Here is a 15882-nt window from a genome sequence, read left to right as displayed (position 1 = left end):
GCCGGAACGGCGTTTCGCCTTCTCCGGCAAACTGAAAATGCCGCCGAGGCCTGGCTTCGGCGGCATTTTTGGCTATGGTGAATACCGGTTTGTATCAGGCACCCCGACTGAAGTGGAGCCACCATGAGCGGACTGATCCCTCAACGATTTGTTGAAGACCTGCTTGATCGGATTGATCTGGCAGAGCTGATCGGTAGCCGCATCACCCTCAAAAAGGCTGGCGCCAACTACAAGGCCTGTTGTCCGTTTCACGACGAAAAAACACCGTCGTTCAACGTTCGGCCAGATAAAGGCTTTTACCACTGTTTCGGGTGCGGCGCTCATGGTGATGCCATCAGCTTTATCCGCGAATTCGAGGGGCTTGGCTTTACCGAGGCTGTCGAAGAGCTGGCCAAACGGGCAGGTCTTGAGGTGCCCTATGATAAAGCCGCGCGCCAGGAAATGCAGCAGGCCAGATCCCTGACCGACGCCCTGGATTTCGCCAGCCGCTTCTACCACTCGGCTCTGGGCAGCCAGCAAGGCGCTTACGCTCGGGACTACCTGAAACAGCGCGGCCTGGACGATGCCATCATCGAGCAGTACCAGATCGGCTTTGCGCCCGGCACCGGAACGGCGCTTTTTGACGCGGCGCCGAAAGACCTGAAAGAGCCATTACTGGAAACCAAAACGGTTTCCGACAAGTACGGCCGGCCAAGAGATCTGTTCCGCAATCGGGTGATGTTTCCGATCCGGAACACCCGGGGCAAAACGGTGGCCTTTGGCGGCCGAACCCTTGGAGACGACAAGGCCAAATACATCAACTCCCCGGAGTCGGATGTGTTTCATAAAAGCCGAGAGATCTACGGCCTTTATGAGGCCCGGCAAGCCATCCGCCAGCTAGACAAACTGCTGGTGGTTGAAGGCTACATGGACGTGATCGCGCTGGCCCAGCACGGCATACACGATGCCGTTGCAACCCTGGGCACCGCAACCAACCAGGACAGCCTGACCGCCCTGCTAAGGCAAGTCCGGCACATTGTGTTCTGCTTTGATGGCGATCAGGCCGGTTTCCGTGCAGCAGACCGCGCCATGGAGAACGCCCTGGAACTGATGGCCGACGGCCTGCATCTGCAGTTTCTGATGCTGCCACAGGGTGAAGACCCGGACACACTGATCCGGAAGGAAGGCGCAGACGCCTTCAGGGAGCGGATTGAGGCGGCAACGCCCCTGTCGCGTTACCTGTTCGACCGGCAGAGCGAGGGTTTGAACCTGGAGCTGCCGGAACACCGGGGTGAACTGAGAGCCCGTGCAGAACCGCTTCTGAACAAGATGCCCCGCAGCACACTGCGGGACGCCATGTGGCACGAAATGATGCGCCTATGTGGCGGCCGGAAGCCCTGGCAGGAACGGCCCAAAGGCAATGACTTCAAAGCCCGCGGATGGCGCGGCGAGCGGCAGAACCGGCCGACAGAAGAACGGATAGATGTGAAGCTGAGCAAAGACAGCACGCTTTGCCTGGCACTACTGGAAGCACCGGAAATGGCGGCGGAAGTCAAAACATTGGCTGACAGCAACCGCCAGCTGGAGCAGGCCGGGCGGTTCGCCCGCTGGCTGATGGAACAGAATATCAGTACCCGCAAGGCATTAGTCTCGGGGCTGGCAACGGACAAACAGGCCAGAGACAGGTTCTACAACCTGTTTGATGGACTGGAGCACATACCGGCCCGGGAAAGCATACTGGCAGCCGCCAGAGAACTGCTGAGCCCGAACGAAGAGGCCGCGCGCCAGCAAAGACTGGCAACCCTGCTCCGGAATCTGGCCACGCTCACCCCGGAACAGCGGGAAGAGCTGAGAACGCTCAGCAAGGGCAACGTAGATTGAAATCTGCGTTATATCCCGTTACTGGGGCATGACCACTTGAAACTGACGCCACTGATCACCATCTAACCATTCGGTGGCACAGCAGATACGCGGCAGCTATAATGGCTGTTTAACTTTTTTCCTCTTTAAAAGCGAGTTCACAGGGTGTCTATGTCAGGCAATTCGCAGAAATCACGTTTGAAAGACCTCATCGCACGAGGCAAGGAACAAGGTTACCTGACTTACGCCGAGGTAAACGACCACCTACCGGAAGATATCGCAGATCCGGATCAGGTTGAAGACATTATCCGGATGATCAACGACATGGGTATCCAGGTGTGCGAAGAAACACCCGACGCCGATACCCTGTTGATGACCGAAGGCGACTCCACCGCCGACGAAGCCGCCGCCGCTGAAGCCGCCGCCGCTCTCGCCGCCGTGGAAACCGATGCCGGCCGCACCACCGACCCGGTGCGCATGTACATGCGTGAAATGGGCACCGTTGAACTGCTGACCCGTGAAGGCGAAATCGTGATCGCCAAGCGCATTGAGGAAGGCATTCGCGACGTCATGGCGGCCGTAGCCCACTTCCCCGGCACCGCCGGCACCGTGATTCAGGCTTACGATCGCATCATCGAGAACGAAGGCCGCATCAGCGACATCGTTACCGGCTTCCTGGACCCGGACGACGCCGAGCCGTTCATGGGCGAAGACACCAGTGAAGACACCTCTGCTGACGACAGCGACAGCAGCGATGATGACGACGACACTTCAACCGAGGAAGAAACCGATAACGGTCCGGACCCGGAAGAAACCCGCCTGCGTTTTGAGTTGCTGAAAGAAAAACTGGATGCCGCCGACAAAGCCCTGGCCAAGCACGGCCGCAGCCACAAGAAAACCCAGGAAGCCCTGAACGAACTGGGCCAGGTGTTTGCACCATTCAAGCTGGGCAACAAGGCGTTTGACGAACTGGTGAACGTGGTTCGCTCCACCAACGATCTGGTGCGGGAGAACGAACGGGCCATCATGCAGATCTGCGTACGCGACTGCAAAATGCCGCGCAAAGATTTCATCAAATGGTTCCCGGGCAACGAGACCGACCTGGAATGGGCGAAAGAAATCGCGGCCACCAAGAAGCCATACGCCGCCGCCATTGGTGAACGCATCGACGAGATCGTGCGCCTGCAGAAGCGCATCCAGAACGTCCAGACCGAAGTGGATCTGGACGTAGTCGACATCAAGGAAATCAACCGTCGGGTGTCCATCGGCGAAGCCAAGGCCCGCCGCGCCAAGAAAGAAATGGTCGAGGCTAACCTGCGACTGGTGATCTCCATCGCCAAGAAATACACCAACCGTGGCCTGCAGTTCCTGGACCTGATTCAGGAAGGCAACATCGGCCTGATGAAGGCCGTGGACAAGTTTGAATACCGTCGCGGCTACAAGTTCTCTACCTATGCCACCTGGTGGATTCGCCAGGCCATTACCCGCTCCATCGCGGACCAGGCCCGTACCATCCGGATTCCGGTGCATATGATTGAGACCATCAACAAGCTCAACCGTATCTCCCGCCAGATGCTGCAGGAAATGGGCCGCGAACCCACGCCGGAAGAGCTGGGCGAGCGCATGGACATGCCGGAAGACAAGATCCGCAAGGTACTGAAGATCGCCAAAGAGCCGATCTCCATGGAAACCCCGATCGGCGATGATGAAGACAGCCATCTGGGCGATTTCATCGAGGACATCCAGGCCCTGTCGCCGGTGGATTCCGCCACTGCCGAGGGTCTGCGCGAAGCCACCCGCTCGGTGCTGGCCGGCCTGACCGCTCGCGAATCCAAAGTCTTGCGCATGCGCTTTGGTATTGAAATGAACACCGACCACACCCTGGAAGAAGTCGGCAAACAGTTCGACGTAACCCGGGAGCGTATCCGTCAGATCGAAGCCAAGGCCCTGCGCAAACTGCGCCACCCTTCCCGCTCCGATCACCTGCGCGGCTTTATTGACGACCAGGGCAACGGTTAATCCGCAAGACAGTAGCGGGCGCCACCCCTCGTGGGTATAATGGCGCCCGCTTTCCTTTTAGGGCCTATAGCTCAGTTGGTTAGAGCAGAGGACTCATAATCCTTTGGTCCCTGGTTCGAGTCCAGGTGGGCCCACCATTTCAAATTCTGAAGAATTCCCACAACGCTTTACACCCCTTCTGCCGCAAGGCTTACAGCCGATTTAAGGCCGCCAAATTCCGAACACTACCTATGGAATCCTAACATTTTTGTGGGTATGTTTGTGGGTATTACCCACATTCGCCGGGAGCGATACCCACAAAATGGAGCGGAAACCATGAGCAGAGCAGTTAACAAGCTGACTGACACCGCCGTGAAGAACGCCACGACTGAAGGCAAAGCCCAACGCAAACTTGCGGACGGGGGCGGGCTGACGCTCGTCATAAAGCCCGGCTCTAAAGTCTGGTGGTTCCGCTACCGATACGGCGGAAAGGAAAAAACCCTAAGCCTGGGCACCTACCCTGCCACGTCACTGAAGGAAGCCAGGGCCGGACGGGACGAAGCCAAGCGAGTATTGGCCGAAGGTATCGACCCCGTAAACCACCGGCACACCATGAAAGCCGAACGGGTAGACGCTGCCTCAAACACATTCCGGGCCGTGGCTACGGAATGGCTCGAAAACGTCCACAAGAAGACCGTAGGCGAGACGACATACCCGAAGAACAAACGCCGCCTTGAAATGTACGCCTTCCCGAAGCTGGGCCGCCGTCCCATTGGCGAGATACAGCCCCCTGAAGTGCTGGCAGTGCTGCGGGAGATTGAGAACCGGGGCCATGTAGACAACGCCCACCGGCTCAAAACCCTGATAGGCCAGGTGTTCCGCTATGGCGTGAGCACCGGACGAAATCAGCGAGACGTAACGGCAGACCTGCGCGGCATCCTGCCTGCCCCGGACGTGAAACACCACGCCGCCTTAGTGAAGCCGGAGGAGATCGCCAAGCTACTGAAGGTGATAACCACATACTGGGGCCACCCCACCGTATGCGCCGCCTTGAAGCTGGCACCCTACCTGTTCCTACGCCCTGGCAACCTGCGCCGCATGAGGTGGGAGGAGATCGACTGGGACGGCGAATCATGGACCACCGAAACCACAAAGAACGGCGAACCGCTGATAGTTCCGCTATCCCGGCAAGCCCTGGACATTCTGCGGGAGCTGGAACAGCTCAACGGGCGGGATGAATGGGTTTTCCCCAGTGGCCACGGCAAAGGCCGCCCCATGAGCGAAAACGCCATTACCGGGGCCCTGAACCGGCTGGGAATGCAAGGCATTATGACCGGGCACGGCTTCAGGGCTATGGCAAAAACGGTATTATCCGAACAACTCAATTTCAGAACCGAAATCATAGAAATGCAGATGGCGCACCGGGTCCGGGACGTTCACGGCAGAGCCTACAACCGGACCACCTGGCTACCAGAGCGTAAGGCCATGATGCAGCAATGGGCGGACTACCTGGACAACTTGCGGGACGGTAACAACGTGGTAGCGGGCAACTTTGGGAAAGCCAGCCAGGCCGATTAACACTGAAGCCACAGGAAAGGGGGTGACGATGCATTTATTCAGGCTGACAGATACCCAAATAACGGAGATTTCCGCCCTTGTTGAGCGCGCAAAATCGCCAGGGCACACGCCTACCCATGACGGCCATTGGCGGAGACTGCAATGGCTAATTGATTCATGGAAAGATGCATACGACCTCGATATTCCGCCCCGCTTCACCAACGTAACGGCGAATGATCCACGAATTTCAAGACAACGCGCCGGAGCCTTTCAGACCGCACAAAGAGAAATCTTAAAAGCCGTTGCCGCCCTGGAGAAAATCGAAGCGCAAGGGGTATCTATCGCGGTTCCCGTTTCCGTCTCTGATACAAGTCTGGTCATGGACGATAGCAGCCCTATAGACGCTGATCCCTTGGCTTTGCTGGGCTCACTTTTGAGCCGTTATGAATCAGCACAGAAACGAGAGAAGGCAAAGGACCCTAACCCCCGCCGAAAAATACCGGCTATGGCTCGGGAGCCGGTTATAAGTCTCGCTATATGGTGGCGAGAGGCTACGGGCACCTTTCCAACCTACTCTAAAGCCAAGGACGACAAGCCCCCCAGCTTCGGGCAATTTGGCCAGCTCTTAGAAACACTGAAAAACGGGCCCGCCATTCCAGCCCTTGAACACGTTTTCCGCCATAATCAATCGTCGTTAGTTGACGCAATCAAAGAAGCCAAACGACGTTACGACAGGTAAAAGCAAAGCCACACCGGGGGAAGAATTCCCCAATTGCGTGTTGCCAATAATCCACCCGACAGACAACTACGGTTATTAGAGGATTACCCCGAATCCAATAGGAACTAAGGGGCAATCCAACTATGACCACCTCAGCAAAACACCCTACCCAACGCGAGCGGCTGTTACGCCGTGCCGAAGTCGAAGAACTGACAGGCCGGGGCCGTTCCGCGATATATGCCGGAATCGCTGACGGCACCTTTCCGAAACCCGTAAAAATCGGGGCCCGCGCCGTGGCCTGGCCTGAATCCGCTGTCCGCGCATGGATTCAAGAGCGGATCACGGAAGGGGGCCAGGCATGAGCGACTACAACAGCAGCTTTTCCGACATTCTGGAATTCGTCATTTACTGCGAGGCCGTCGGGGATGATGGTTGCGCACTGCCTGAGCTAATGAATCTGGCAGAGGTTCGGGGCTTCCCTGCTTCAGAAGTTTGCCGCGCCTTGGAGAATCTCACCGCACCAACCGGGCCGCTGAAAATGGATTACGTGCAGGACGCGCCGCCCGCCGTGGCTGTCCGCGTCATGTTCAAAACAGCCGTTGAGAGGGCCCGGATATGAAAAAAGCGCCCGCCACCGAAGTGAACAAGCGCCCCACACAGGCCAATCGTAACACCAAACCCCGGAGACTGACACGCCGCCAATATCGGCTTTTATCTGCCCTTCTGGAAAGGCCCATAAGCCGAAAGGATGCCGGGATTATATCGGGCTCCCTGAATTCCCCCGACTCTATCAGCTCACTGAGAAATCGCGGGCTTGTGATTGATCGGGAGTGGCTGAACGTCTACGACCGGGACGGCAAGAAGTGCCGAACCTGCCTTTACCACCTGAATGAATGCTCCCACGCCTTGGCCCGTGAGCTTCTGGCCCTGGGGGATCGGGAGGGCTTTTTCAGATGAACACAGGCCCACTGGTTGAGCAGCGCAAGCGCTCAAAGGTGCACCGGGATTACCGGGGGTCGGTATGGCCAAAGACCGCCGCGCCCGGCTGACCGGACGAAAAGGAAACGCGCCGTTTCTCAGCATCCCTCACAGCGTTCTGAGCAGCGATTCATACAACGGCTTGGACGGGTGGTCAGTGAAATTGTTGGTTGATATTGCCGGGCAATTCAAAGGCCACAACAACGGCGACCTGAGCGCGGCATGGTCACTCATGCAGGCCAGGGGCTGGCGTTCAAAAGGGACATTACACAAAGCCCTGAAGGCACTGTTAGAGGCCGGGCTTATCGAGCAAACCCGGCAAGGAGGAAAAAACCGATGTTCGCTATATGCCGTCACCTGGCGACCTATCGACGAGTGCAAGGGAAAGTTGGACGTGAAGCCCACTCAGGCACCCAGTGCGCTGTACCTGAACCTACCGGGGGTAACTGGCAATGAAAATTAAATTCCTTACCCGCCATACGTACCAAATTACCCGCTATGTGTACCAGTCAGGCAAAACAAGCCGGGGCCACCAACTCATTACCCGCTATGTGTACCAGTCAGGGGTAATTCAGGGGCCCCATTACCCGCTATGTGTACCCCTTTATAGATTACCAAGGCCCACGGCCTTCATTTTCAGATTTGCGCAGTAGTGCAAACCGGGCGGACCCCGGACACCAAACGACAGGCACCGCCTGCCATTCAATGAGATTGAGGAAGTCAGACTATGAGTAACCACATGAAAGCCCTTGAAGCAGCAAAGGCGAAAATTGCCGAACTGGAAGGCCAGGTAGACGACCACAAACAACGGGCCCACGATGCAAGCCAGGAACTACAGCAGCTCGAAAAACGGGAGGCAGAAGCAGGCCGGGTGTATCAGGCAACGCTTAACGACTTTGCAGCCGGTAAAGTTGCCGAAATCGCTGTAGACGATGCAGAACAGCGGGTAGAGGAAATCCGGACAGAAATTGAGAAACGCCGCCCGCGCCTGTCCGCTGTAATCGAGGCCAGCAAAGCCACCCCGGTTAGTTTGGTGCGGGAGATCATGCAGGCGGAAACCGCCGCCCGTGCAGCAATTGCCAGCTATTGGAGGGAACAGCGGGACGCTATCGAAAAACAAGCCCTCGAAGTGTTGCCACTGCTGAAACTTTGGCAGGAAGTCTGTCATGTGGATGCAGGGTCACGGGTTGATAGTGCACAGCTCCCGCCGCTGGAGATGCCACTAAGCCCCAATGCCGTCACAAGTAACAAGATTTTCTCAACGGATCGGGACCGGGCAAGACGGGGAGAGTAACCCCCCACGGCTGGGCCTGCCCCGTGCAGGCTTGGCCACCCTTCATTACTCCCGGCTGTGAACGCCACCAGAGAGCCAGAAGCCACCACAAGCAACACCACACCCCACCCTTTCCCCATAGCCTGAACAGGCCACCAGAGGCAACGAGAGGCCGCCGCACCGCTTCCCTGTCATGGATTCACCCCCACCGGGGGAACACCTACCCGCCGCTGCTAGTGATCAACTGACACCCCCGCCCGTCTCATTTGAAATGAGGGCACCTGATACAAGCAAAGTTTGGGGCAGGTCCGGGCCGGGTGAATTCGTCAGGGAGTGGCCCGGCACGGCATAGCCGAAAAGTGGCGGAATCTGGCTATTAACAAGACAGAGCCGAGACGAGCGCGGGCGGGTATGGTGCGTGAACCCACGGGGCGCAAGGGCTGGGGGCTGATTAACGCTTTCATCTTACAGGAGAATTCCCCCTGTTAACGCCTGCCTGTTAACACCCTGCCCCCGGTATGCCTGAGCGCCACCGGGAAAGACTCGGAATCAAAGAGCGGGCCGGTATGGTTAACACTTAACAGCAAGACGAGACGACAGAAGCAGACCGCCAGGGTGAGGGCTGAACGGATCGGGCACCCCTTGCCAGGTCATCCGATGGGGAAAAGTACCGTGACGTGTCACGAAAGGCAGGAAAAGCGAGGCAGAGAAGGCAAAACGGGCCGGGGACATTGGGTCCTTCTGGCCAATAAGCACATAGCGGGTGCTGGCGACCCCGGAGTTTGTCTAGCTGTGAGGTTTCGTCGAAATGGTTAACACCCTGTTTGGGGTTAACACGGGCCGCCTGTGCGGCATTTCTGGCGTTTCGCCATGACTGGGGGAGGGAGTCGCAAAACGCGCCGCCCGGAGCGCCTGAGAGCGGCTGACGCAAGGGAGCGAAACAGATTCGTCCCCTTGGATTGTGGCCCGGTTGATTGCCAGCCAGGGCGGGACAGGCTCGAAAGCCGGACTTTTCCCCAACACTGGGGCCGTTGGTGCAATGCTTACCCCGCTGGGGTTGACGTTCCACACCTGCCAGCGGGTCCGCGCCCTTCTTTGGACCACCGGCACCACCTGCCCCGATGAATTACCGGGGCAGGAGCCAGAGCGCCGGGTTACTCCTTCAGCGAATATCCCGCACCCAGTTAACCGCGTTCCACGTCTCCCAATTGGTAAAGCCGTTGTAACTCATTGCACCGCGCCCCCTTCCTGTTGATCGGAGGTCGCGCCCGGTAATGCCAGCTCGAACAGGCACACAAAGAAATCCCGCTCACAGGCACCATTAATATTCTCGATCCAGTCTGCCCGCCCATCGAGGGGCACCGATTCCAGCACAGCCAACACGTCCCAGTCAGAAACCCAGTGATAGCCGCCATTGCGTTCACACTCGATGCCGTATGTAATGCGGGCTTCCGGCTCGTTCCCGTCCCAGTCCGACGGGTCACAGCCGCTCATAAGCTCGACAGCACACGCCGCCGCATCCTGGGCCCTACCTTCAAAGTGGTGTGCAAATGTATCGGTTTGCAGCGTCACACCGCCGCCGTTATCAAAAATCAGTGAAAACGGGATACAGCCCGTAGAATGGAAATCGCTCATTGCGCATAAACCCTCATTCGATTGATTGAAGGTAGCGCCCGGAAAATGTGGGTATGAATGTGGGTATTTTCGAATCTGGAAAATAAAGAATCTTTGTTTTTCAATTCGCTACAGAGTGAAATAGGTGGAAGGTGGGCCCACCATTCCCTCAAGTTCACATCAGATCCCTTGATAAGTTCGCCCAGCCAAACGTCAGGTAACTTTACACACCTTGCGCAAATCGAGACAAAAATCCCATATCGATCAATGCCCTGAAACCTTGGCCCGCCGATTGCTTTACCCTCTATGACATCCGTATGGAAACCCGACACTACACGCCCTTAAGGAATGGGTAGTGAAAAGATCGATACAGGGTGCCGTTGGTCACCGACAGGTGCTGATCTCAAGGAGTGTGTCATCATGAAAATCAAAACTATGTTATTCAGTGCGCTACTGGCCTTCTGTGTCAGTGGCAGCGCTTTTGCGTACACCATCGCGGGTGGTACGGACGTGGGTGGTCTGGATACGTTCATGGCAGAAACAACCGGAATGAGTTCTGGCGAAGCCACGGAAACAGCTTGGGCATCCGGCATAGTAGGTACCCAGTTGACCTTCGCAGGCAAGACAGACCCCGCCAGCTTCCAGGTTACAGTGGAAGATGCGAGCGTTATCGCCTTCCAGCTGTTCACTGCACCAACTTACTTTCTGGTAAAAGACGCACGGAAACACGTGCTGTTCAAGAATGAGCAGAGCATGGACTGGGGCGTGTTTAACCTGCTTGCCTACTTTGGGGCAAACAAGTTGGAAGAGCTTGAGCTCAGCCATCTGACCGAGTTCAACGGTGGAACTGTTACCGTACCCGAACCCGGCACACTGGGCCTTCTCGGCCTCGGCATCCTGGGACTGCTGACGGTTCGCCGGAAGCTGCAACGCACTGCATAAACAGCTAAAGTCGTTGCCGTCTCTTCAGAGCCCTCCTATCGGGGGGCTTTGTTTTTAGCGACCACGCTGATCGTGGCCCACCATAGAAGTAGCTGTCAGGTTTCTTTACGCATCAAACGGAATTACCGCGCTCATCAACACACGGCTGAATCCCCAAAATACGTGAAGCTCATCACAAAACGGACAACTTGATCCCTCCCGCACTTCTCGGGCTGGCTCGCAAACCCAATGCCAGACAGTGACTTATATCAATCTTGACCCTCAAACGCCTCTTTACCTGTCACCAAAGCCACACCACGCAGTGCGCCGTCCAGCTTATGATCACAGAATAATGATAAATCGGTCACAAGACCGACAAGCGACTAAAAAAAACAACGGAGTATTACAATGCACGGCTTTGATTTCGCAGGTAAGCGGATTCTCTGCGCCTCTGTTTCGGCGATCAGTCTATCCCTGTCGTTACCCGTGTGTGCCAGCATGGGAAACCTTGGTACCACCTATGGCGTGATGCCCACTGATGTTGCCTCAGCGCAGGCATTGTCGATGTTTAATACACAAGTGTCTGCCACCTATTACAACCCCGCCTATCTGACCAAGGACCCCCGGGGTGAGCTCACTGCCGGCCTGCTGCATGCCGAGCAGGAACTGCGCGCCAGCGGCCCAAACCGGGATGGTGACGTGGTTTCCAGCTCCCCAAGCCAGCACGTCTTGATTGGCATGAAAACCAATCTGGGCTCACTGACCCGTTTCGGGCACCCGCTTTACCTCGGTTTCATAGCGGGTGTGGAAAAATATGGAAAAGAGATGCTCGCCTTCTCGTCTGAAACATCCGAGACGGGGCAGTTTCTGCAGTACGGAAAAGAACCTCTGTTTCTTAATCTGGGCGGTGCCACGCGAATTTGGCGCGGTATCGACGCCGGGGTTTCGGCCAGAATCACACTGGAAGCTGAGGCCGAACTGATCGCCACCTCCAACCTGGCAGGCGATACGGAGAAAGAGAAGCTCAGCGTGAATGCCAAGCCGTCGTTGAAGAGCATTCTTAGCGTTAATATCGATTACGCAGATACCTTCTGCCCAGACCAGGCATGTTTCCTGGACGGATGGGAAACGGCGATTTCCTACCGCACCAAATCGACATCGTCTACCACCATATCGTCCAACGTGATCGTCAGCCAGACCATCCCTGACCCTGGCCTTAGCATCGCGGTGTCTACTATCGACTCCTTCCAACCAGAAACTCTCAGCATCGGCACCCAATATAGGGGCGATGGTTGGCGAATTGGCGGCAGTATTGAGCAGCAAAAGTGGTCGGAGCTTGAAAGCGTATTCGCCAACGACAGTGTAAAAGATCAACAGGGTGTTGCAGCCGCCAGCCGGATGAAATTTGACGACATCCTCGTTTCGAGACTGGGTGGTGAGTACAACCTTAATAAAAACTTTGCGTTTCAAGCGGGCATTGCTTTCGAAGAGTCCCCGCTCAAATCGGATCGCAATCCGGAAGTGAACTATCTGGACACAGACAAGATAGTAGTGGGCCTGGGGCTTAGTGCCACGTACGATCGCACCCGGCTGCTCGCCTACCCAGTTCGTTTCGACATTGGCTATCAGTACCAACAATTACAGAAGCGCGATTTTACGATCGTTGATTTCAACGGCAACGAAGAAGCGGTCACGGCCGACGGCGACATCCACGTTGTCAGTGGCTCAGTTACCCTGAAGTTCTGAGAGGCGCACCATGAAAAAAACAATTCTTGCACTGTCAGTGGCAGGTCTCGCTTTGGTGGGTTGCGGTGGCGACAGCCAAACCGTGAACAAGCCAGCCGCAGCCCCGGAACTGTATTTCGCCTATCCGGCGGACACACCGGTTATGGCTAACGGGCAACAGCTTTTTACCAGTACGGTACCCGTGTCAGCACCCATTTTTCTGCGATTTACTGATCGAATCACCACTCCCGAGGACGAACTCGCCAATACCCTGTCCCTGAAGGATAGCCAGGGCAACACCATTCCATTAGGAGCTGCGACGTTAACCGCCGGCGACAAAGGCCTGGCTGTGAGGCCGCTTGAACCGTTATCCCCTCGACAGGTGTACACACTCACCGCACACGGCCTGGAAGTGGCGGGCCAGGCTGTCACACTCACAAACGATGGCATCGTCTTCAAGACCGAACCGGCAGCCAAGGGGCCACTGCTAAGCCAGGCTGAGGATATCGACTTCCGAATTGCCCGATTTATCCCCCTTGATGACGACCGATACCCTGCAACCGACCTGTCGGTGCTTCGGGTTCAGTTTACCGAACCGGTGAAAGCCTCAACGTTGGTCTATGGCCACACTTTCAGCCTGCGCGATAGCAACGGTGAACTGGTGCCAGCTGAAGTGTACCTCCGGGGGCATCGGTTGACGATTGATCCGGACGACTACCTGGACCCTTCGCAAACCTATTCCATCGAAGTGACCGAAGGCATTGAAAGTGAAATACTTGGCGCCAAACTGACCGTGCCGGCGGAAGCCCCCTGGACTTTCCAGCCGCTGGACACCCGTTCGCCGAACGGCGAACGTCAGTTTGCCGCCCAGAAAGCGGCCACCAATCCCGGAGAAGTTGCCCTTTCCGGCGCAGAATTCAATACCGTGAACCTGCAATCGCAACTCCTGGGCGAGGAGAATCCTACCACTGCCGGCGGCGTGGTATTTGCCGAGCTGGGCTACATTCCAAAGTTCGAAAGGGAAGGCAAGAGTGTGCCCCTGGCGATAAGCCGGGGCTCTCTGATGACGGGCTCAAGCGTGGAAGTCAACGTTGCCGGCGCTGTTCCTGCCGGCTTTGAGTCCGATGCCGTGAGCGTTCGTTTTATTTCGGACGCAAACGGATTCCTGATGCCAAATCCCTACACCAACGCAGAGGATGCTCCCCGGCTTGTCGAACTGTTCATCGATATGGCCCTGAACACGGACAACCCGACTGCCAACGCCGCATTCGCCCAACAGATGCTGCACGTTCAACTGGTGGGCACAGCCATCGTGGAAAACGGCACCTTGACCATTGAAGCGGTCGGCGTTATCGAACCCGACGTCATGGGCGTGGACAAGGCTTCAGGGTTGATCTCATTCCGGCTGGAGGGCTTCCGCTTTGAGGCAGATGCTCCAACACAGGAACAGTTCGCTGACCAGGAGGCTCCGTTTGTTAAGAGTTGGTCTCCTGCGGCTGCCGAAGTGGACAAACTGCTTCCGGGCGACCCTCTTACGGTGTTCTTCTCCGAGCCTTTGCTCCCGAGCACGGTAACAAGCAGCTCCGTTACTCTGTATCCGGTGGACAATCCGAACGAGCCAACGCCGGTTTCGCTAACACTCAACGGATCCGCACTGTCAGTGGCACCACATTCTCCTCTTGAGGGAGGCAGGGAGTACCGGTTGTCACTTTCGGGCAGCATTACCGATATTGCGGGCAACGCCCTGGCGCCCACAGAAAAGATGTTTACTCGTCCGCGCACCAATCAGGACAACCCGAGCAACCAATCACCCGTGGTTTTAACCTCGTTGCCCGGTTATCCATGCGCCAAGGTTAACGTTCCGGCGAATCCGGAGGCCGGCAACCAGGGCCGGTGTGCCGGCGGCAAAGGCACAGATGATTTGCTGCCAATTCACACGCATCCTGGCCAGCAGCCGATCATCGTGCGTTTCTCGCAGATCATGAAGAGTGACTCGATCATCGCTGATGAGACGGTGCGAATGGACGAGTTCAAAGACGGCGCGTGGCAAGCCTTCACTGACTTTGTCGTTGAGACAAGCCCACAGGAACTCAGAATAATTCCAAATGACGGCTGGCAATCCGGCACACACTACCGGTATCGCCTCGAATCTGGCGAAGATGGCATCCGATCGGTCGCCAATCTTCCACTCCAGACCCAGGTACTGAGCCAATCCATTCGCACCCCCGTTCGAACCTTCGGCGGCCCGGCCATGGAGAACTACTTCACTGGTGGCCCAGAGAATCCGGGCGTTCTGACCCCTCTGCGAAACCTCCCAACGGCCGATATCAACAGTGATTTTCAGATCACCAATCCAGAACAGAAGGTTCAGCCAGACGAATCAGGCACCTACGCCGCTGTCGAGAACTCGGGGCAGGTTCGATACAAAACCGGAAGTGTGGACAGCACGCTGGTCGACAATGCCAATATCGGATGCCGCGTCGGTCAGACTTGTGAACAAGAGAAGTTCATTTACATGACCGCGATGTTGGACGTTGCCGTCATCGGCCAACCGGATGACCAGGGAAGAGTACCGGTGAAGCTTTACCCCTCAGTGCTCTACACCTCAGAACTTGATGTGAATGTGAGCATTTCCGATCTGGTGGCCTGGCTCGTCGGCAAACATCACAGCATAAAGACCGGCCCGATGCTGATGCGCATGCGTTATGAAGGGGAACAACGGAACGAGCTGATCAGCGGCTATCTGTTTACCAATGGAGAGGGGGTGCTTACGTTCGAAACCGAGCTGGACCTCTATATGGACGCGCCTTACCTGAAGCCGGAAATCCCCCTTACCGAACTTGACCACAATATGCGAAGCTTTCCGATTAACAACCTCAAGCTCTCGGGACCCGTCACCTTTCTGGACGATGGGCGCATGCAGATTGTGCAAAGGAATACCGAGGCCGTTGAGCTCCCCAATATCGTGATTGACGGGAACACCCTGGGCGGTTTGGGCAACATCCTCGGCTTAGGCCCACGCACTTCGCTGGCGCTGACAATACCCGAACAGCAGCTTTACCTGAACTACATATCGCCATCTACCCAACAGTAAAACGCAAGGCCGGCACTCGCCGGCCTTTTCTTTCTCAGTACTCGCCCCCCTTCCCAGGCCATATCGTCAGTACCCGAGCGTTCTTGCGTGCTGATGTCGAGCGCATGCCACATAGAAACATTTACTCACAAATCCCCAACAAACCTGACCCGAATTGATCTACAC

At 56.6% G+C, this 15882-nt stretch carries 13 protein-coding genes and 1 tRNA gene; 13 read left to right on the top strand and 1 reads right to left on the bottom strand.

The window, feature by feature from the left end:
- The first annotated feature begins 123 nt into the window (after positions 1-123).
- From dnaG to QUE75_RS03175, 10 genes are all read left to right on the top strand, one after another.
- Positions 124-1860: a DNA primase gene (gene dnaG / locus QUE75_RS03220; protein WP_138436774.1), complete on the top strand. Its 1737-nt coding sequence runs from the start codon at positions 124-126 to the stop codon at positions 1858-1860.
- A gap of 150 nt (positions 1861-2010) precedes the next feature.
- Positions 2011-3858 carry an RNA polymerase sigma factor RpoD gene (gene rpoD / locus QUE75_RS03215; RefSeq protein ID WP_058090688.1) on the top strand — a complete coding sequence of 616 codons (1848 nt, stop codon included), beginning with the start codon at positions 2011-2013 and terminating at the stop codon, positions 3856-3858.
- A gap of 60 nt (positions 3859-3918) precedes the next feature.
- Positions 3919-3995: transfer RNA gene (locus tag QUE75_RS03210), tRNA-Ile, on the top strand.
- 178 nt (positions 3996-4173) lie between these two features.
- Positions 4174-5415 (top strand): tyrosine-type recombinase/integrase, encoded by a 1242-nt coding sequence (locus QUE75_RS03205; RefSeq protein ID WP_286253601.1) that lies wholly within the window; start codon positions 4174-4176, stop codon positions 5413-5415.
- Positions 5416-5437: 22 nt separating this feature from the next.
- Positions 5438-6133 carry a hypothetical protein gene (locus QUE75_RS03200; RefSeq protein ID WP_286253600.1) on the top strand — a complete coding sequence of 232 codons (696 nt, stop codon included), beginning with the start codon at positions 5438-5440 and terminating at the stop codon, positions 6131-6133.
- Between the two features lie 122 nt (positions 6134-6255).
- Positions 6256-6474, top strand: coding sequence for a helix-turn-helix transcriptional regulator (locus QUE75_RS03195; protein ID WP_286253598.1), 219 nt, complete (start codon positions 6256-6258; stop codon positions 6472-6474).
- The gene (locus QUE75_RS03190) at positions 6471-6731 is read left to right on the top strand and encodes a hypothetical protein (RefSeq protein ID WP_286253596.1); all 261 of its coding nucleotides are present in this window, start codon (positions 6471-6473) and stop codon (positions 6729-6731) included. The genes QUE75_RS03195 and QUE75_RS03190 overlap by 4 nt, the downstream gene beginning before the upstream one ends.
- Positions 6728-7069 carry a hypothetical protein gene (locus tag QUE75_RS03185; protein ID WP_286253594.1) on the top strand — a complete coding sequence of 114 codons (342 nt, stop codon included), beginning with the start codon at positions 6728-6730 and terminating at the stop codon, positions 7067-7069. Before QUE75_RS03190 ends, QUE75_RS03185 begins: the two co-directional genes overlap by 4 nt.
- Positions 7070-7133: 64 nt before the next feature.
- The gene (locus QUE75_RS03180; RefSeq protein WP_286253592.1) at positions 7134-7553 is read left to right on the top strand and encodes a helix-turn-helix domain-containing protein; all 420 of its coding nucleotides are present in this window, start codon (positions 7134-7136) and stop codon (positions 7551-7553) included.
- 264 nt (positions 7554-7817) lie between these two features.
- Positions 7818-8384 carry a hypothetical protein gene (locus QUE75_RS03175; protein ID WP_286253590.1) on the top strand — a complete coding sequence of 189 codons (567 nt, stop codon included), beginning with the start codon at positions 7818-7820 and terminating at the stop codon, positions 8382-8384.
- 1206 nt (positions 8385-9590) lie between these two features.
- Here the strand turns inward: QUE75_RS03175 and QUE75_RS03170 are convergent.
- The gene (locus tag QUE75_RS03170) at positions 9591-9998 is read right to left on the bottom strand and encodes a hypothetical protein (protein ID WP_286253588.1); all 408 of its coding nucleotides are present in this window, start codon (positions 9996-9998) and stop codon (positions 9591-9593) included.
- A gap of 399 nt (positions 9999-10397) precedes the next feature.
- Here QUE75_RS03170 and QUE75_RS03165 point away from each other — a divergent pair, with 399 nt between their 5' ends.
- The 3 genes from QUE75_RS03165 to QUE75_RS03155 all read left to right on the top strand — a co-directional run bounded on the left by QUE75_RS03165 (position 10398) and on the right by QUE75_RS03155 (position 15717).
- Positions 10398-10919: a PEP-CTERM sorting domain-containing protein gene (locus tag QUE75_RS03165; protein ID WP_286253587.1), complete on the top strand. Its 522-nt coding sequence runs from the start codon at positions 10398-10400 to the stop codon at positions 10917-10919.
- 387 nt (positions 10920-11306) lie between these two features.
- Positions 11307-12644, top strand: coding sequence for an alkane uptake protein AupA (gene aupA / locus QUE75_RS03160; RefSeq protein WP_286253585.1), 1338 nt, complete (start codon positions 11307-11309; stop codon positions 12642-12644).
- Between the two features lie 10 nt (positions 12645-12654).
- On the top strand, positions 12655-15717 hold the full coding sequence (locus QUE75_RS03155; protein ID WP_286253583.1) for an Ig-like domain-containing protein: 3063 nt from the start codon (positions 12655-12657) through the stop codon (positions 15715-15717).
- Positions 15718-15882: the final 165 nt, after the last annotated feature.

The sequence above is a fragment of the Marinobacter shengliensis genome, from assembly GCF_030297115.1.
GTDB lineage: Bacteria > Pseudomonadota > Gammaproteobacteria > Pseudomonadales > Oleiphilaceae > Marinobacter > Marinobacter shengliensis.
This window is presented reverse-complemented; position numbering and strand designations above follow the sequence as displayed.

Bases quoted from the DNA above. Each gene is read 5' to 3' on its own strand.
- QUE75_RS03205 (WP_286253601.1), top strand. From the start codon at position 4,174: ATGAGCAGAGCAGTTAACAAGCTGACTGACACCGCCGTGAAGAACGCC.
- QUE75_RS03175 (WP_286253590.1), top strand. From the start codon at position 7,818: ATGAGTAACCACATGAAAGCCCTTGAAGCAGCAAAGGCGAAAATTGCC.
- rpoD (WP_058090688.1), top strand. From the start codon at position 2,011: ATGTCAGGCAATTCGCAGAAATCACGTTTGAAAGACCTCATCGCACGA.
- dnaG (WP_138436774.1), top strand. From the start codon at position 124: ATGAGCGGACTGATCCCTCAACGATTTGTTGAAGACCTGCTTGATCGG.
- aupA (WP_286253585.1), top strand. From the start codon at position 11,307: ATGCACGGCTTTGATTTCGCAGGTAAGCGGATTCTCTGCGCCTCTGTT.
- QUE75_RS03185 (WP_286253594.1), top strand. From the start codon at position 6,728: ATGAAAAAAGCGCCCGCCACCGAAGTGAACAAGCGCCCCACACAGGCC.
- QUE75_RS03180 (WP_286253592.1), top strand. From the start codon at position 7,134: ATGGCCAAAGACCGCCGCGCCCGGCTGACCGGACGAAAAGGAAACGCG.
- QUE75_RS03190 (WP_286253596.1), top strand. From the start codon at position 6,471: ATGAGCGACTACAACAGCAGCTTTTCCGACATTCTGGAATTCGTCATT.
- QUE75_RS03165 (WP_286253587.1), top strand. From the start codon at position 10,398: ATGAAAATCAAAACTATGTTATTCAGTGCGCTACTGGCCTTCTGTGTC.
- QUE75_RS03195 (WP_286253598.1), top strand. From the start codon at position 6,256: ATGACCACCTCAGCAAAACACCCTACCCAACGCGAGCGGCTGTTACGC.
- QUE75_RS03170 (WP_286253588.1), bottom strand. From the start codon at position 9,998: ATGAGCGATTTCCATTCTACGGGCTGTATCCCGTTTTCACTGATTTTT.
- QUE75_RS03155 (WP_286253583.1), top strand. From the start codon at position 12,655: ATGAAAAAAACAATTCTTGCACTGTCAGTGGCAGGTCTCGCTTTGGTG.